Genomic DNA, 16,460 nt, shown 5'->3' with positions numbered 1-16,460 from the left:
AACAACTGCCCCCAAAAACCATATTGAATGGTCTTCGAAGGCAGTTGATATGGTTTGATTAACGCGTGGCTGCTTCTTTGACAATTTCGACCAAGAGCTCGGTCAGTTTCTCAAGCTCTAGGACCGGCATGCGTTCGTTCGTTGTGTGGATTTCTTCATAGCCGACACATAGGTTGACCGTCGGAACGCCGTGGCCGTTGATGATATTGGCATCGCTTCCGCCTCCGCTTGTGAGGACAGGCGATGGGCGGCCGATGCGCTCAGCGGCAGCTTTCGCGATATCTACGACAGGGTCCATTTCATCAAAACGGAATCCTGGGTACATGAGCTGGACGTCTGTTTCCGCACGTCCGCCCATTTCCTTGGCAACTTCTTCGAAAACGGATTCCATGTGAGCCGTTTGGTCTGCCAATTTGTCTTCGCTAATCGAGCGGGCTTCAGACAAGATATGGACTTCGTCGCAAACGATATTGGTCGCTTTACCGCCTTCGAAACGGCCGATGTTTGCGGTCGTCTCTTCATCGATGCGCCCGAGTTTCATGCGCGCGATCGCTTTTGATGCGATGGTGATCGCAGATACGCCTTTTTCCGGCGCAACGCCGGCATGCGCCGTCTTGCCGTAGATCGTTGTCCACAATTTCGCTTGGTTCGGCGCAGATGTCACAATACCGCCGACTTGGCCGTCGCTATCGACTGCATAGCCGAATTTTGCCTTCAATAGGGATGCATCGAATTCTTTCGCCCCGACCAAACCGCTTTCTTCACCAGCTGTAATCAGGAATTGGATATCCCCGTGTTCAACATTTTCTTCTGACAAATGGCGTGCAAGTTCCAATAATGCCGCAACACCAGCTTTGTCATCAGCGCCCAGAATCGTCGTGCCGTCTGAATACACATAGCCGTCGCGGACTTCCGGCTTGATGCCTTTACCGGGAACAACTGTATCCATATGTACGGTGAAATAAATCGGCGGCGCATCTTTTTTCGTGCCTTCAAGTGTCGCCACCAGGTTTCCTGCACCATGTCCTGTGCGTTGTTTTGAATCGTCTTCGACGACGCTAAAGCCGAGAGCTTCCAGCTTTTCCGTCAATACTTTCGCAATGGCGGCTTCTTCTTTTGTTTCGGAGTCAATTTGCACAAGCTCCAAAAATTCTTCCAATAAGCGATCGGTTTTCATTCCAAAAACTCCTCTTCTATTCCATTTAGTCCAGTTCCTATTATAGCCTTAGCCCCTGTCGACTTCATGCAAAACGCATCAATCTCTTCCCTGTGACAGGAAGAGATTGGTCAAAAAGTCTTTTATAGCGGCATATTGCCGTGTTTTTTCTTCGGCCGTTCGTCTTTCTTGTGGCGCATCATCTCGAGAGCCTGGATGAGTTTGATGCGTGTTTCACGCGGGTCGATGACGTCATCGACCATACCGCGTGCCGCTGCGACGTAAGGATTCGCAAATTTCTCGCGGTATTCTTCGATTTTCGCTGCACGTGTCGCTTCGGGATCGTCGCTTGCGTCGATTTCACGGGCGAAGATGATATTCGCTGCGCCGTTCGGGCCCATGACCGCGATTTCGGCATTCGGCCAAGAGAACACCAAATCCGCGCCGATTGATTTCGAGTTGAGTGCCACATAGGCGCCCCCGTAAGCTTTCCGCAAAATGACGGTCATTTTTGGCACCGTCGCTTCCGAATAAGCATAGAGAATTTTCGCCCCGTGGCGAATGATGCCACCATGCTCTTGTTTAATGCCCGGGAAGAACCCAGTGACATCTTCAAAGGTAATGAGCGGAATATTGAAGCTATCACAGAAGCGGATGAAACGCGCTGCTTTATCGGAAGAATCGATATCGAGGCCGCCTGCCATTACTTTCGGCTGGTTGCACACAAGCCCGACCGTTTCGCCTTTAATGCGGGCAAGGCCGATCACGATATTGCGGGCGAATTCCGGTTGCACTTCCATGAAGCTGTCCTTGTCGACGACTTGTTCAACGACTTTTCGGACGTCGTATGGGCGAATCGCTTCGTAAGGGACGATATCAGCCAGATCCGGGCGGTAATCGTCTTCGTTGTCGACTTCAAGGCGTGGCGGCATTTCCTGGTTATTCTGTGGCAAATAGCTGACCAATTGGCGCACCATTTCGAGAACTTCCTGCTCTGAACCTGAACGGAAATGGGCATTTCCGCTAATCGCAGTATGTACACGTGATCCTCCGAGATCCTCAGAGGAGATTTTTTCTCCCGTGACCGTTTCGATAACTTTCGGCCCTGTGATGAACATCTGACTCGTTTTGTCGACCATGAAAACAAAATCGGTAATGGCCGGCGAATAGACCGCTCCGCCTGCAGATGGCCCCATAATGACGGAAATTTGCGGGATGACTCCCGAATAAATTGAATTGCGGTAAAAAATATGGCCATAGCCATCAAGCGATAACACGCCTTCCTGGATGCGGGCGCCGCCGGAATCGTTCAAACCGATAAACGGAGCGCCGTTTTTGGCTGCCATGTCCATGACGTTAGCGATTTTTTTCGCATGCATTTCACCCAATGCACCGCCAAAAACGGTGAAATCTTGAGAAAACAGGTAGATCGGGCGGCCATTCACTTTGCCATAGCCAGTGACAACGCCTTCCCCTGGGCCTTTGCCCATGCCGAAGTCGGTCGTGCGGTGTTCGACGAACGGGCTTAATTCGACAAAGCTGCCTTCATCGAGCAACAAGTCGATGCGCTCGCGGGCGGTCAATTTGCCTTTTTCGTGCTGCTTATCAATGCGGGCTTCACCGCCGCCTAGTTCGATTTCTCTTTTTCTGTCATACAACTCATTGATGCGTTCATAAATGTCCATTTCCCCACTCCTCCGTCACTTCTTTTCGCACAGTTCATACAAAACGCCATTTGACGATTTCGGGTGTAAAAAGGCAACCATTGCCCCGCCTGCTCCCGGTTTCGGTTCGTCACTCAATAATTTGACACCGTTTTCACGAAGTTCCGACATGCGTTCTTCGATACCGTCGACACCGAACGCGATGTGATGGATGCCTTCGCCTTTTTTCTCGATAAATTTGTGGATCGGGCTGTCTTCGCTCATCGGCTCAAGTAGTTCCAGCTTGATGTTGCCTGCATCGATAAAGGCCACTTTCACTTTCTGCCCTTCCACTTCTTCGATTTTCATCAACGGACACCCAAGTGTCTCTGTGTAATAAGGCAGGACCTGCTCTAAATCTTTTACAGCGATTCCGATATGATCTACTTTCTTCATCCTTATTCACTTCCTTTTTTGGCTTCCTCTTTATTGTACCCATTCAAAGCCAAAAACTCTAGTTGTTATCGAATATTAAGAAAATGGCGACGCTGCCAGTTTAAAAATCAGCCCATATGTGGTATGATTCTTTCAAAGTACAGGAATAAAGGAGCTATGCTATCCATGAGAAACCAAGCTTTCCGTAAAGTCATTGTCTACGCAATGGTCGGATTGATGCTGCTATCGAGCCTGATGATGGGCTTAAGCTTCGTCATTTAATTTGAAATCTGCTGAAGGGCTTCTTTCCGCGCATGAACTACGCGCTGAGAGGGCCCTTTTTTTCGTGCGCACACAAAAACCGGCCAGAGCGTGATTTCTCTGGCCGGTTTTTTAGGCTAGGCTTGGGTTGAGCCCTTTTTTATTGTGGAAGCCTTTATAACTTTGCTTGATCTCGAGATAAGTTTCCATTTCCTGAATGATGGCATTCAGATCCGCCATAGCAAGGAATTTTTCGTGCGTATCCGGCAGCGGCATCTCGGCGAAATTCGCTTTCAGCCGATCCAATTTGGTGATGTATTGGTCGGCGGTATTGCCGGAATGCACATGTTCGGACAAGTCTTCCAAAAAATCCGCAACAAGCTGGGTCTGTCCGACGATCACCGGGAGCGCCGTGATTTTCGGCAAGATGCGTTCGATAATTTGAAGCTGCTGCTCGCGCATATCGAAATAATGGTAATACTTGTTTTCGTGTCGCAGCAAGTGATTCTCAACATCCTGATAAGCGAGCGCTTTGGCTTTATCGATCAGCTTTTCCGATTCCATCAATTCCTTACCGGTCCAATCCGATTCCCCGTGGCGCAAGTAAATAGTCGTTTCACGAAAAATCGTCGAATACAGCCGTTCGACTTCTTCCCGGTAGCGGTCGAGTTTTTTCTCGATGCTCGGCATATACATGTTGACGATCAACGCTGTACCGAAACCAATCATCATCAACATCACTTCGTTCAGGAACAATGCGCCGGTCAAATTTTTGGCATCGTATAAATGAAGCAAAATGACCGCACTGGAGACGAAGCCATCCGAAAACCCAAGGCTGACGAGCACCGGGATGAACAGCAAGATTAGAATGCCGAGCGTGATGGGATGATACATGCCCAGTTCAAAAAAGATGAATGCGAAGACGATGGCGATCATGCTGGCGACAAAGCGGGAGAACGCGGCACGGACCGACTTCTTTTTTGTCGGCTGGATGCACAAGATCGTCAAGATGCCGGCAGATACATAATATTCGAGTCCGATCAACTGGGCCAAATAAATGGCGATGGCGGCGCCGAGTGCTGTTTTCATGGTCCGGTAACCGATGCGGTATGGTTTCAGTTTCATAGGCGTCTCCCCTCAAAATACAAAAATGCCCCCGCTGCCGGGGGCATTTTTTCTTACATTTTTTCTTACATTTCTTCGCAATGCTCTTCGAAAATTGACTGGATATGCGTAATGACCGACATCGGATCGTGCCCTTCGATTTCGTGGCGGCCGATTTCATCCACTAATTTACCATCTTTCAGGAAAGCGAACGATGGTGACGATGGCAAATGGTCATCGCCGAACAAATCACGTGCTTGCGCCGTCGCTTCTTTGTCTTGGCCGGCAAATACCGTATACAAGTGGTCCGGGCGTTTGTCGTAATGGACCGAGTGAAGAGCAGCCGGGCGTGCGATGCCGCCTGCACATCCGCAAACCGAGTTGATCATGACAAGGCTCGTGCCGGGTTTTGCGAATGCCTCTTGCACGTCTTCTGCCGTTTCGAGCTGTGTATAGCCACCGTCAGTTAGTTCTTGGCGGGCTTGTGTAACAATATCATTCATCAGGAAATTAAAATCCATGCTCATCTGTACCACTCCTTCATTATTGCTGTTCTTATCATATCAGGACGGCGGCACAGTTGCAAAAAAGCTTACTTGAACAGTTCCGTGACCGCCTGTGAGACCGTCAATCGGTCATTGAGAATGCGCTGTTCCATGTCTTTAACCTGCTGTTTGCGCTCAGGATCGCCGTAAAAACGGCCAAGCAATTCATCGGTGATCATCGAATGGAACCAATCGCGCGTCTGTTCCTGACGCCTCGTGTCCCAATAGCTGCTTTCTTTCACCGTTTGTTCAAAATCCTTGACCATATCCCAGATCTCTTGCATGCCGGTTCCTTCAATGGACGAAACCGCCAAAGGGCGTGTCGTCCATCCTTCGGTCGCCGGTTGCAAAAAATGCAGCATCTGTTTGTATTCCCGCACGGTTTTTTTTGCGAGCGGCAAATTGTCCTGGTCGGCTTTATGGACAATCATCGCATCCGCCAATTCCAAGATGCCCTTTTTCATGCCTTGCAACTCATCTCCAGCACCCGTCAACACAAGCAACAGGAACATATCAACCATGCCGCGCACGAGCGTCTCGCTCTGCCCGACACCGACCGTTTCGACCAAGATTACGTCGTAGCCTGCCGCTTCGCATAAGAGCATCGTCTCACGTGTCTTTTTATGGACGCCGCCGAGCGTTCCTGCAGTGGGCGATGGCCGGATGAACGCTTTAGGGTTTCGCGCCAGTTCTTCCATGCGCGTTTTGTCGCCGAGTATGCTGCCGCCCGTTCGCGAGGAACTGGGGTCGATCGCAAGCACCGCTACCCGGTGGCCGAGCTCTGTCAGCATCGTCCCGAAGGTTTCGATGAATGTGCTTTTGCCGGCTCCTGGAACGCCGGTGATGCCGATGCGTATGCTATTGCCCGTTTTTGGCAGCAGTGCATTCAATAATTCCTGGCCGCGCTTTTTGTGATCGGGGTTAGTGCTTTCAAGCAAGGTGATCGCCTTACCTAAATGCAAGCGCGATCCGCTTTCCACGCCGCGTGCGAGCTCGCCCAAATCAAATTGGTTGGCAGCCGGCTTTTTAAATTTTTTCCTTGGCAATGCTTTCATGCCATCATGCTTGTCCGAAACACCCGACATGACTTGTCTGGACTGCTTCTCGCGATCCATCAGTCTGCCTCTTCCTCGTACCCGAGGCGCGCGTAAATTTCTTCGATGACTTTTTGGGCGGCAACCGGGATGACTGTCCCTGGCCCGAAGATCGCGCTTGCGCCGTTATTGCGCAGGAATTCGTAATCCTGTGCCGGGATGACGCCGCCGACGACGATTAAAATGTCTTCACGCCCCACTTTTTTCAACTCTGCCGCGAGATCCGGCACAAGTGTCATATGGCCAGCTGCAAGCGAGCTGACGCCGATGACATGGACGTCGTTTTCCGCGGCCTGCTGGGCTGTTTCTGCAGGCGTTTGGAACAATGGCCCGATGTCTACATCAAAGCCGAGATCAGCAAATGCGGTCGAGATGACTTTCGCGCCGCGATCGTGTCCGTCCTGGCCCATCTTGGCGATCAGGATACGCGGGCGGCGGCCTTCGTTTTCAATGAATTCCTCCGTCATTTGTTTGACGATCTGCATTTCTTCCTGGTTGGAGAAGTTAGAACTGTATACACCGCTCACGGAACGGATCACCGCCTTATGCCTGCCGGAAGCTTTTTCGATGGCATCCGAAATTTCGCCGAGTGATGCCCGGTGGCGAGCCGCTTCAATTGCACAGGCGAGAATATTGTCTTCGCCGCTTTCTGCCGCTTTTGTCAGCTCCAGCAACGCTTTCTCTACTTTTTTCTGGTCGCGCGTGTCGCGCATCCGATCGAGTCGCTCAATCTGCTTTTTACGCACCATCGTGTTGTCGATGTTCAAAATATCGATCGGGTCTTCCTCATCGAGACGGTAGCGGTTGACGCCGATGATTGTTTCTTCATTCGAATCGATTTGCGCTTGTTTTTTCGCAGCCGCTTCTTCGATGCGCATTTTCGGAAGACCCGTTTCAATGGCTTTTGCCATGCCGCCGAGTTCCTCGACTTCTTCGATCAATGTCCACGCTTTTTCCATCAATTCTTCCGTCAGCTTTTCAACGTAATACGAACCACCCCATGGATCGATCGTATTATTCATCAAAGTCTCTTCTTGAAGGAATAATTGCGTATTGCGTGCAATACGAGCGGAGAAATCAGTCGGCAAGGCAATCGCTTCATCGAGTGCATTGGTGTGCAAGGATTGCGTATGGCCCATCGCCGCTGCATTCGCCTCGAGCAGCGTCCGTGTCACGTTATTGAATGGGTCCTGCTCCGTCAAGCTCCACCCCGAAGTTTGGGAGTGCGTGCGGAGCGCCAAGGATTTAGCGTTTTGCGGGTCGAAGCTCTTCATCATCTTCGCCCAGATTTCGCGCCCAGCCCGCATTTTTGCGACTTCCATGAAATAGTTCATGCCGATACCCCAGAAAAATGACAAGCGCGGCGCGAACTGGTCGATGCCGATTCCTGCATCCAAACCGGTACGGACATATTCCAAGCCGTCTGCAAGCGTATAGGCAAGCTCGATATCCGCCGTAGCGCCCGCTTCTTGGATATGGTAGCCCGAAATGGAAATCGAGTTGAATTTCGGCATATGATCAGATGTGTATTTAAAGATATCCGCAATGATCTGCATCGACATCGCCGGAGGATAGATATAGGTGTTGCGCACCATATATTCTTTGAGGATATCGTTTTGGATTGTGCCCGCCAATTGCTCTGGCGAGACGCCCTGTTCTTCTGCAGCGACGATGAAAAATGCCATAATCGGCACAACTGCGCCATTCATTGTCATCGATACCGACATTTGGTCAAGCGGGATGCCGTCAAATAAAATTTTCATATCTTCGACGCTATCGATGGCTACCCCGGCTTTACCGACATCGCCGACAACGCGCGGGTGGTCGGAATCATAGCCACGGTGCGTCGCGAGGTCGAATGCCACGGACAAGCCTTTTTGGCCCATTGCCAAATTGCGGCGATAGAAGGCGTTGCTTTCTTCAGCGGTCGAAAAACCGGCATACTGGCGCACTGTCCAAGGCCGTGATACGTACATCGTCGGGTATGGCCCGCGGACGTTCGGCGCAAATCCAGGATAGCTCGTTTGTTCTTCATTCAAGTCTTTCGAAGAATAAAATGGTTTCACGGCAATGCCTTCATTGGTCATAAAAGCGCTCTCATCCCGGTCGCCCAATTTAGCCGTATCGAGTTTTGTGACGTCAATTTTCGTAAAATCAGGTGTCGTCATTTACAGCGCCTCCTTTCCAAGTGACAAAACAGCTTCTAATTTATCGATCAACGGCTTGCCCGCATAGAGAGAATCGCGGATCCCGTTTGCTTCCCAACTTTTTAACGTTTCCTTATCGATTTTCCCGGCTACATCAATTGCCGCTTTCGCATCGAGTTGCGGAATCGTTTTTTCAAGTGTTTCACGGCTTCCACATAAAACGGCGTAGTCGAGCTCTTCAGAACGGATATAACGGTTTACTTCGTCAGCGGAGGAAAGATACGGGCTGATTTCGGGCTCGATTCCTGCGACGGATAAGAAGCCTTGCACAAAATCCACCTGCGGTTTCACGGCTTTTAACGGCTCCAACAAGATAACGGCCGATTTGACGCTCGTTTCGCGGCTTTTCGCACGTAATTTCTCAAACGGCGTCGCCAAGCGTTTGGCTGTCATATACTCCAAATGGGCGGTATCGATTTTGGCGTCTTTCACCGGCTCCTGCGGGTTGGCGTAGATATTCGTGCCGATCAAGGAAGCTTTGCGGTTGGCCACTTGCTGTTCGCGATCGAGCCATTTGGCTTGAATGTCGTCTGTTAGCCAGCCAGTCCGCTTCACTTCGGAATAGCCTCCTGCTTCCTGGATTTCCAAGAAATAGTTCCATGCGGCATCGACGTATTCGCGCGTTAGGCTTTCGATGTAATAAGATCCAGCTGCAACATCGGTGACGTGCGAAACATGGGATTCTTCTTTAATGACCAATTGTACATTGCGTGCGATGCGCCGGCTGGAACCAGTCGGAACTGTCAGGAAATCATGCGGATGCACAGTATGCCCGTCCGTTCCCGCTAGCACGGCGGAAAAAGTGGCATTGCCTGCCCGCAGCAAATTGACGTAAGGGTCCAGTTTGGAATACGAGCGCACCGACGTTTCCGTAAATATCGGGATGCGTGGCGCTTGTTTTCCGTAAGCGGAGCAGAATGCCTGCCACAATACACGGAATGCCCGTATTTTGGAAATTTCCTGGAAGAAATGCGTGTCGACTGCAAAACGGACCCAAAAGCTCTTCGCTGCTGATTCGAAATCCTGTTGGTCCAGCGATTCGGCCATCATGCTAAGCGCCACACCAAGTTCATGGATGATCGTCCCGCCGGCGTTATGCGTCGGCAAAGTATCAATCAAGCCAGTCCGGACATTTTCTGGTGCCTGAATTGGCTCTTCCGTGAAAATGACGCCTTGTACTTTTGCCTGCTGTTCAGCTGGAAGCATATCGAACACCTTTAAAATGGGATCGTTGTCTTCAGTTACCTTGAAATAAATCGGATAGCGGACGATCAAATCCGCAAGTTGTTCGAGCTGCGCTTCGGTCCAGTCGAATGGCTGTGCACCGGAATAGACGACCGCTTCATTTCCTCGTGACAGATCATCTTCTGTCACAGCCAAAAATCCCTCGGCATCATGCGCTGTGATTTCCTGCGCCACGATCCAGGAAGGACCGAACTTGCCGCTCTGGACAGCGGCTACTTGTGCTTCCACATCGGATACGGATCGCTCCAACATGTCTTTCGTATAGAGGGGTTCGAGGGTGATGTCTTCAATGGTGCTGGTTTTCATCACCTTTTCAAAATCTTTTCCTTTCAGTGCAGCTTCTGCCGCTTGTTTCCATTCTTCGTATGTACGCTCAGGAAACTGAATGTTCTTCATCGATTCAATCGTCAAACTATTCCCTCCTCAAAGCTTTCTGTCTCCATTTTACCTGACGTTGCAAGTTACTGAAAGGAAAAAAAGCTTGAAGTCCGAAGACTCCAAACTTTTCATCAATAAACTGATGTATTGTCCTTGTTCATTTTTTCAAGTATTTCCTTAACGCGTGCCAAGAACTGCCCGCAAACGAGGCCATCAAGAACACGGTGGTCGAGCGATAGGCATAAGTTCACCATATCACGTGCAGCGATCATTCCACCCTGCATGATGACTGGGCGCTTGACGATCGACTCGACTTGGATGATCGCAGCTTGCGGGTGGTTGATGATGCCCATCGATTGGACAGAACCGAACGACCCGGTGTTATTGACGGTGAACGTGCCGCCTTGCATATCTGCCGACTTCAACTTGCCTGTGCGCGCTTTTTGCGCCAGTTCGTTGATTTCGCGGCCGATGCCTTTAACAGATTTCTCGTCGGCATTTTTGATGACCGGAACGAACAAGGCGTTGTCTGAAGCGACCGCAATCGAGATGTTGATGTCTTTTTTCTGGATGATCTTGTCCCCTGCCCACATCGAGTTCATCATTGGGAACTCTTTCAATGCCTGGGAGATCGCTTTGACGAAGAATGCAAAATACGTGATGTTGAATCCTTCTTTTTTCTTGAAGTCGCCTTTGATGGAATCGCGGAATTGCGCAAGATCCGTCACGTCGACTTCGATCATCATCCACGCATGCGGCGCTTCATGCTTGCTCTTGAGCATATTCGCTGCAATCGCTTTGCGCACGCCGGTGACGGGGATTTCGATATCGCCAGGAGCTGATTCGATGGATTCTTCCTTAGCAGCTGGTGCTTTCGGTGTTTGTTGCGGCGCAGCTTGCTGAACAGGTTCTGCTGTTTCAGCCGCTTGTGGCGCTTGTGCAGTCTCGCTGCCCGCTTGAGGAATGTTGCCGCTGTCGATCAATTGCATCAAATCCTTGCGGGTGATGCGGCCTTCGTTTCCAGATCCTTCGACTTGGTTCAAGTCGATGTCGTGATCTTGCGCGAGACGAAGAACGGCTGGTGAATAACGTGCTTTGCCGCCCTGTGGTTTAGCTGGTTTTGATGAGCCTTTTTCACCTTCGAGTTTTTTGGTCGGTGCGGCTCCTGCAGCTGGCATTTCATTGGCTTTTTCGCCTTCAGCTGGTTTTGCTTCTTCCACTGGGGCAGAATCTCCGCCTTCAGTTTCGATCGTGCAGACCACTTCGCCGACTTCCAATGTATCGCCTTCAGAAGCGATCAATTCCTTGATCGTCCCCGTAAACGATGAAGGAACTTCTGCCGTTACTTTATCGGTATTGACTTCCGCCAACGGATCATACTTGTTTACATGGTCGCCTGGCTGGACGAGCCATTTTTCGATCGTGCCTTCTGTTACACTTTCGCCAAGTTGGGGCATCGTGATTTTTTCAATAGCCAAAGGGATTCCTCCTTTTCAATCTGTGATGCATATTCATTTATAAGGTTTATGCGTTAACGGCCAGCTTCTCGGGCTTATGCCTGTCGAAGCTAGACGGCCATTTCCGCTTTTCTTCTGTCTAGCTCCGTTGCCCAGTCCCTCGAGGTCGCTTCGGTCTGTCCGGAAATGGCACAAATCGCCATTTCAGGCCACCCCTCCAGCGCTTGTCGGGCCTAGATGGGCAACTGCGCTTTTCTTCTGTCTAGCTGCAATGGCCAGCTTCTCGGGTCATAAACCATTCCGGCTGTGCGGCAAAAAGCGCCGCTTCGCCAGCCTGCTTTATGTCTGTCGAAGCTAGACGGCCATTTCCGCTTTTCTTCTTAAAACTCGGCTAGTTCTCTCATGGCTTTTTCTACTTTGTCCGGGTTGATCATGAAGAATTTCTCCATGGTCGGTGCGTATGGCATTGCCGGAATGTCCGGTCCTGCAAGGCGTTTGATCGGTGCGTCAAGGTCGAATAGGCAGTTTTCAGCGATGATAGCTGCCACTTCGCCGATGATGCTTCCTTCTTTATTGTCTTCAGTGACCAGAAGGACTTTGCCGGTCTTTTTCGCTGCTTCGATGATGCCTTCTTTATCCAATGGATAGATCGTGCGCAAATCCAGGATGTGGACGGAGTAGCCATCTTCAGCCAGGCGTTCTGCAGCTTGCAATGCGAAATGGACAGCCAATCCGTAGGTGATAACAGTGATGTCTTCGCCTTCGCGCTTGACGTCGGCTTTGCCGATTTCGATTGTGTAATCATCTTCCGGCACTTCGCCTTTGATTAGGCGATATGCGCGTTTGTGCTCGAAGAACATGACCGGATCTTCATCGCGGATCGCTGCTTTCAACAAGCCTTTCGCGTCATACGGTGTGGATGGGATGACGATTTTAAGTCCCGGTTGGTTAGCGAATACCGCTTCGACGGATTGCGAATGGTAAAGTGCACCGTGGACGCCGCCGCCAAATGGAGCACGGAAGACGATCGGGCAAGACCAGTCGTTATTAGAACGATAACGGATGCGCGAAGCTTCCGAAATAATCTGGTTGACTGCCGGCATGATGAAATCCGCAAACTGGAATTCAGCGATTGGGCGCAAGCCATACATCGCGGCTCCGATTCCAACGCCTGCGATAGCTGATTCAGCAAGCGGCGTGTCAACTACGCGGTCTTCGCCGAATTCATCGTAAAGCCCTTGTGTCGCTTTGAAGACGCCGCCTTTTTTCCCGACATCTTCCCCGAGTACGAAAACGTTTTCGTCACGCGCCATTTCTTCTTTCATGGCAAGCGTGATGGCATCGATATAACTCATAACTGCCATTATTCGTTTCCTCCTTCTTCTGCATAGACGTATTTCATTGCACTTTCTGCTGGTGCGTATGCTGCGTTTTCTGCATAATCTGTCGCTTCGTTAACAAGCGCCATGATGCGGTCGTTGATTTCTTTTTCAAGTTCGTCGTCCATGATGCCGTTTTCTTTCAAATAAGCACCAAACAACAGAATTGGGTCTTTTTCTTTTTGTGCAGCGAGTTCATCCGCTGAACGGTATTGGCGATGGTCATCATCAGATGAGTGGGCTGTCATGCGCTCTGAAACCGTCTCGATCAAGCTCGGGCCTTCGCCGTTGCGTGCGCGGTCTGCTGCTTGTTTCACGTGTTTATATACCTCGATCGGGTCGTTTCCGTCGATTGTCACGCCAGGCATTCCGTAGCTTGCTGCACGATCCGAAACGTTTTTGCTCGCCACTTGACGCTCAAACGGCACGGAAATCGCGTAGCGGTTATTTTCAACCATGGTGATGACCGGCAATTTATGTACACCGGCAAAGTTCAAGCCTTCATGGAAATCACCTTGGTTGGAAGAACCTTCACCAAGCGTGTTGAATGTGATGAAATCCTTTTTCTTCATTTTCCCAGCAAGCGCAACACCTACTGCATGCGGAAGCTGAGTCGTTACAGGTGAAGAACCTGTCAGGATGCGGTTTTTCTTTTGCCCGAAATGCCCAGGCATCTGGCGGCCGCCGGAGTTCGGGTCTTCTGCTTTGGCAAATGCCGATAGCATCAGATCTTTCGGCGTCATGCCGAAGTGAAGGACCACGCCGAGGTCGCGGTAATACGGTGCGACATAATCTTTCGTATTGTCGAGTGCGTAAGCCGCTCCGACCTGCGCTGCTTCCTGCCCTTGGCAAGAAATGACGAAAGGAATTTTCCCTGCACGGTTCAGGAGCCACATGCGCTCATCAACGCGGCGTGCCGTCAACATCGTTTCATATATTTTCAAGACATCTTCGTTCGTCAAACCTACTTCTTCGTGTTTCGTAGCCATTGAATTTCCTCCTTTAACTATGGATCGCTTTGCCGTCTACCGCTAATGCCGCTTCGCCCATGACCTCTGAAAGCGTCGGGTGCGGGTGGATTGTGTCTGCAATTTCCCAAGGCGTTGCGTCAAGTACCATGGCAAGCCCGGCTTCTGAGATCATGTCCGTCACATGCGGCCCGATCATATGGACGCCAAGGATATCGTTTGTTTCTTTGTCTGCAATGATTTTCACAAAACCATCCGACTCTCCATAGACCAACGCTTTACCGATCGCCTTGAATGAGAATTTTCCGGTTTTCACCTCATAACCTTGCTCTTTTGCTTGGTCTTCCGTAATGCCCACACTTGCAGCTTCCGGATTCGAGTAGATGCAGCGTGACACAAGGTCGTAGTTGATGGCATGTGGCGCATTGCCTTTAATATGCTCAACCGCAGTAATGCCTTCGTGAGAAGCCACGTGAGCAAGTTGCATGCCGCCAATGACATCACCGATTGCGTAAATATGGGATTCTTTCGTCTGGAACGTGTTCTTCACTTGGATAAAGCCTTTTTCAACGAGAATATCCGTGTTTTCAATCCCGATATTTTCGACATTGGCTTGGCGTCCGACCGATACCAGCATTTTTTCAGCAGTGAAGGTTTCGTTGCTGCCGTTGATTTCGGCTTGGATCGACACTTGGCCTTCACCTTTTTCAACGGTTTCTGGCAAGACTTTCGCGCTAGTTGCGAATTTTACGCCTTTTTTCTTCAATAACTTCTGCATTTCTTTGGAAATGTCTTTGTCTTCAGTCGGCACGATGCGGTCTGCGTATTCGAGAACCGTCACTTCGACGCCGAAATCGTTGAGCATTGAAGCCCATTCGATTCCGATGACGCCTCCTCCGACGATCAAAATGGATTTTGGCAGTTCGGTCATCGCAAGTGCTTCTTCAGAACTCATGACCAACTCTCCATCGATATCAAGGCCCGGCAATGTCCGCGGGCGTGAACCGGTCGCGATGATGACGTTATTCGGGATGAGCATTTCGTTCTCTTCCCCGTTGTTCATTTCAACTGAAATGGTCCCTGGGTTTGGCGAGAAGATCGATGGGCCGAGAATGCGGCCGATGCCTTCGTAAACATCGATTTTGCCTTTTTTCATCAAGCCTTGTACCCCTGCATGAAGCTGGTCGACGATTCCTTGTTTACGCTGTTGCACGCGTGAGAAATCGAGCGATACTTCACCGGTGTTGACGCCAAAATCGGCAGCATGGTTTTTTGTCGTTGCATATACTTCTGCACTGCGGAGCAATGCTTTACTCGGGATGCAGCCTTGGTGCAGGCATGTACCGCCCAGTTTGCCCTTTTCGACAATCGCAGTTTTAAGGCCGAGCTGGGCTGAGCGGATTGCCGCTACATAGCCGCCCGTACCGCCGCCTAGAATGACGACATCGTAATTTTGAGCCATTGGGAATTCCTCCTTTGGAATGTTAACCGTTTGGATAGATTCGCGCTTGTTCTTCGCCGTCGAGAACCCGGCTAGCGCCTTCTGCGAGCGCTTGCAGTTCGTTTTCTCCGGGATGGACCACGACATCGGCAATCCAGGAAATCCGGTCTGAAATCGCTTTAACGAAGTCTTTTCCATAAGCAAGGCCACCCGTTAAGATGATGGCATCGACTTGCCCTTTTAATACGGCGCTTGCAGAACCGATTTCCCGCGCGACTTGATAAGCCATCGCATCGTAAACCAACGCTGCTTCTTTATCGCCTTTTTGGATGCGTTTTTCGACCGTCACGGCATCATTCGTGCCAAGATAGCCAACTAATCCGCCTTGCCCGACTAGTTTTTTCATGATTTCGTGGCGGTAATATTGACCGGAAAAGCACAATTCGACCAAATCGCCCGCCGGAACGGTTCCTGCCCGCTCGGGGCTGAAAGGGCCGTCGCCATGCAAGCCGTTATTAACGTCGACGACTTTGCCATCTTCATGGACCCCGACCGTTATGCCGCCGCCCATATGTGTAACGATAAGGCGCAAGTCTTTATAAGCACGCCCTGTTTCTTTGGCGTAGCGTCTGGCTACGGCCTTTTGGTTCAAGGCATGAAAAATCGATTTTCGTTCAATCAATGAAAAGCCGGAAATGCGTGCGATTGGCGACAACTCATCGACAACGACAGGATCGACGATAAATGCCGGGATGTTGAGCCCTTCGGCAATTTCATGGGCGATAATGCCGCCGAGATTGGAAGCGTGCTGGCCGGAATAGCCTTCACGCAAGTCTTCTAGCATCGCCTCGTTAACAGCGTAAGTACCGCCTTCGATCGGGCGCAGCAATCCGCCTCTTCCGCATACCGCCGAAAGTTTCGAGACGTTCATGCCTTCCTCATCAAGCGCTTCTAATATATTTTGTTTCCGAAATTGAAACTGGTCAATAATGGCAGGGAAATCCGCCAGCTCTTCTGTCGAGTGGCGGATAGTTTTTTCAAGGATCTGGACATCGTTGTCAAAAACGCCGATCTTTGTCGAAGTTGAGCCGGGGTTAATGACCAGAATTCGATTCAGCTGTTTTTGCACATCGATTCCTCCGTTTCT

14 protein-coding genes are annotated in these 16,460 nt (G+C 50.5%); 1 reads left to right on the top strand and 13 read right to left on the bottom strand.

The features are described from left to right. Positions 1–58: 58 nt before the first annotated feature. The 3 genes from M1Q06_RS08105 to mce form a co-directional block, all read right to left on the bottom strand. Positions 59–1,177, bottom strand: coding sequence for a M20/M25/M40 family metallo-hydrolase (locus M1Q06_RS08105; protein ID WP_121299905.1), 1,119 nt, complete (start codon positions 1,175–1,177; stop codon positions 59–61). Positions 1,178–1,299: 122 nt separating this feature from the next. Further along, positions 1,300–2,841, bottom strand: coding sequence for an acyl-CoA carboxylase subunit beta (locus tag M1Q06_RS08100; protein WP_434402694.1), 1,542 nt, complete (start codon positions 2,839–2,841; stop codon positions 1,300–1,302). Between the two features lie 15 nt (positions 2,842–2,856). After that, positions 2,857–3,255 (bottom strand): methylmalonyl-CoA epimerase, encoded by a 399-nt coding sequence (mce, locus tag M1Q06_RS08095; protein WP_121299909.1) that lies wholly within the window; start codon positions 3,253–3,255, stop codon positions 2,857–2,859. Positions 3,256–3,420: 165 nt separating this feature from the next. On the opposite strand from mce, the gene prli42 reads away from it, so the two are divergent. Then, positions 3,421–3,516 (top strand): stressosome-associated protein Prli42, encoded by a 96-nt coding sequence (gene prli42, locus M1Q06_RS08090; RefSeq protein ID WP_156889046.1) that lies wholly within the window; start codon positions 3,421–3,423, stop codon positions 3,514–3,516. 111 nt (positions 3,517–3,627) lie between these two features. On the opposite strand, the gene M1Q06_RS08085 is transcribed toward prli42, so the two are convergent. From M1Q06_RS08085 to buk, 10 genes are all read right to left on the bottom strand, one after another. Beyond that, the gene (locus M1Q06_RS08085) at positions 3,628–4,620 is read right to left on the bottom strand and encodes an aromatic acid exporter family protein (RefSeq protein ID WP_434402692.1); all 993 of its coding nucleotides are present in this window, start codon (positions 4,618–4,620) and stop codon (positions 3,628–3,630) included. A gap of 65 nt (positions 4,621–4,685) precedes the next feature. Next, entirely contained in the window at positions 4,686–5,126 is a 441-nt protein-coding gene (locus tag M1Q06_RS08080; protein ID WP_058380854.1) for a BrxA/BrxB family bacilliredoxin, read from the bottom strand. A 65-nt stretch (positions 5,127–5,191) separates the two neighbouring features. Continuing rightward, positions 5,192–6,259: a methylmalonyl Co-A mutase-associated GTPase MeaB gene (gene meaB / locus M1Q06_RS08075; RefSeq protein ID WP_434402690.1), complete on the bottom strand. Its 1,068-nt coding sequence runs from the start codon at positions 6,257–6,259 to the stop codon at positions 5,192–5,194. Then, on the bottom strand, positions 6,259–8,406 hold the full coding sequence (gene scpA, locus M1Q06_RS08070) for a methylmalonyl-CoA mutase (protein WP_434402688.1): 2,148 nt from the start codon (positions 8,404–8,406) through the stop codon (positions 6,259–6,261). The genes meaB and scpA overlap by 1 nt, the downstream gene beginning before the upstream one ends. Next, positions 8,407–10,101, bottom strand: coding sequence for a methylmalonyl-CoA mutase family protein (locus tag M1Q06_RS08065; RefSeq protein ID WP_434402686.1), 1,695 nt, complete (start codon positions 10,099–10,101; stop codon positions 8,407–8,409). Between the two features lie 98 nt (positions 10,102–10,199). Next, entirely contained in the window at positions 10,200–11,546 is a 1,347-nt protein-coding gene (locus M1Q06_RS08060) for a dihydrolipoamide acetyltransferase family protein (RefSeq protein WP_434402684.1), read from the bottom strand. A gap of 359 nt (positions 11,547–11,905) precedes the next feature. Further along, a complete protein-coding gene (locus M1Q06_RS08055) occupies positions 11,906–12,889 on the bottom strand; it encodes an alpha-ketoacid dehydrogenase subunit beta (protein WP_058380859.1) in 984 nt (327 codons plus the stop codon). Beyond that, a complete protein-coding gene (locus M1Q06_RS08050; RefSeq protein WP_058380860.1) occupies positions 12,889–13,893 on the bottom strand; it encodes a thiamine pyrophosphate-dependent dehydrogenase E1 component subunit alpha in 1,005 nt (334 codons plus the stop codon). The genes M1Q06_RS08055 and M1Q06_RS08050 overlap by 1 nt, the downstream gene beginning before the upstream one ends. A 13-nt stretch (positions 13,894–13,906) precedes the next feature. Next, a complete protein-coding gene (gene lpdA, locus M1Q06_RS08045; protein ID WP_121299920.1) occupies positions 13,907–15,334 on the bottom strand; it encodes a dihydrolipoyl dehydrogenase in 1,428 nt (475 codons plus the stop codon). A gap of 22 nt (positions 15,335–15,356) precedes the next feature. Next, entirely contained in the window at positions 15,357–16,442 is a 1,086-nt protein-coding gene (gene buk / locus M1Q06_RS08040) for a butyrate kinase (RefSeq protein WP_434402681.1), read from the bottom strand. Positions 16,443–16,460 lie beyond the last annotated feature (18 nt).

The sequence above is a fragment of the Planococcus sp. 11815 genome (assembly GCF_051096385.1).
GTDB classification, from domain to species: domain Bacteria; phylum Bacillota; class Bacilli; order Bacillales_A; family Planococcaceae; genus Planococcus; species Planococcus citreus.
This window is presented reverse-complemented; position numbering and strand designations above follow the sequence as displayed.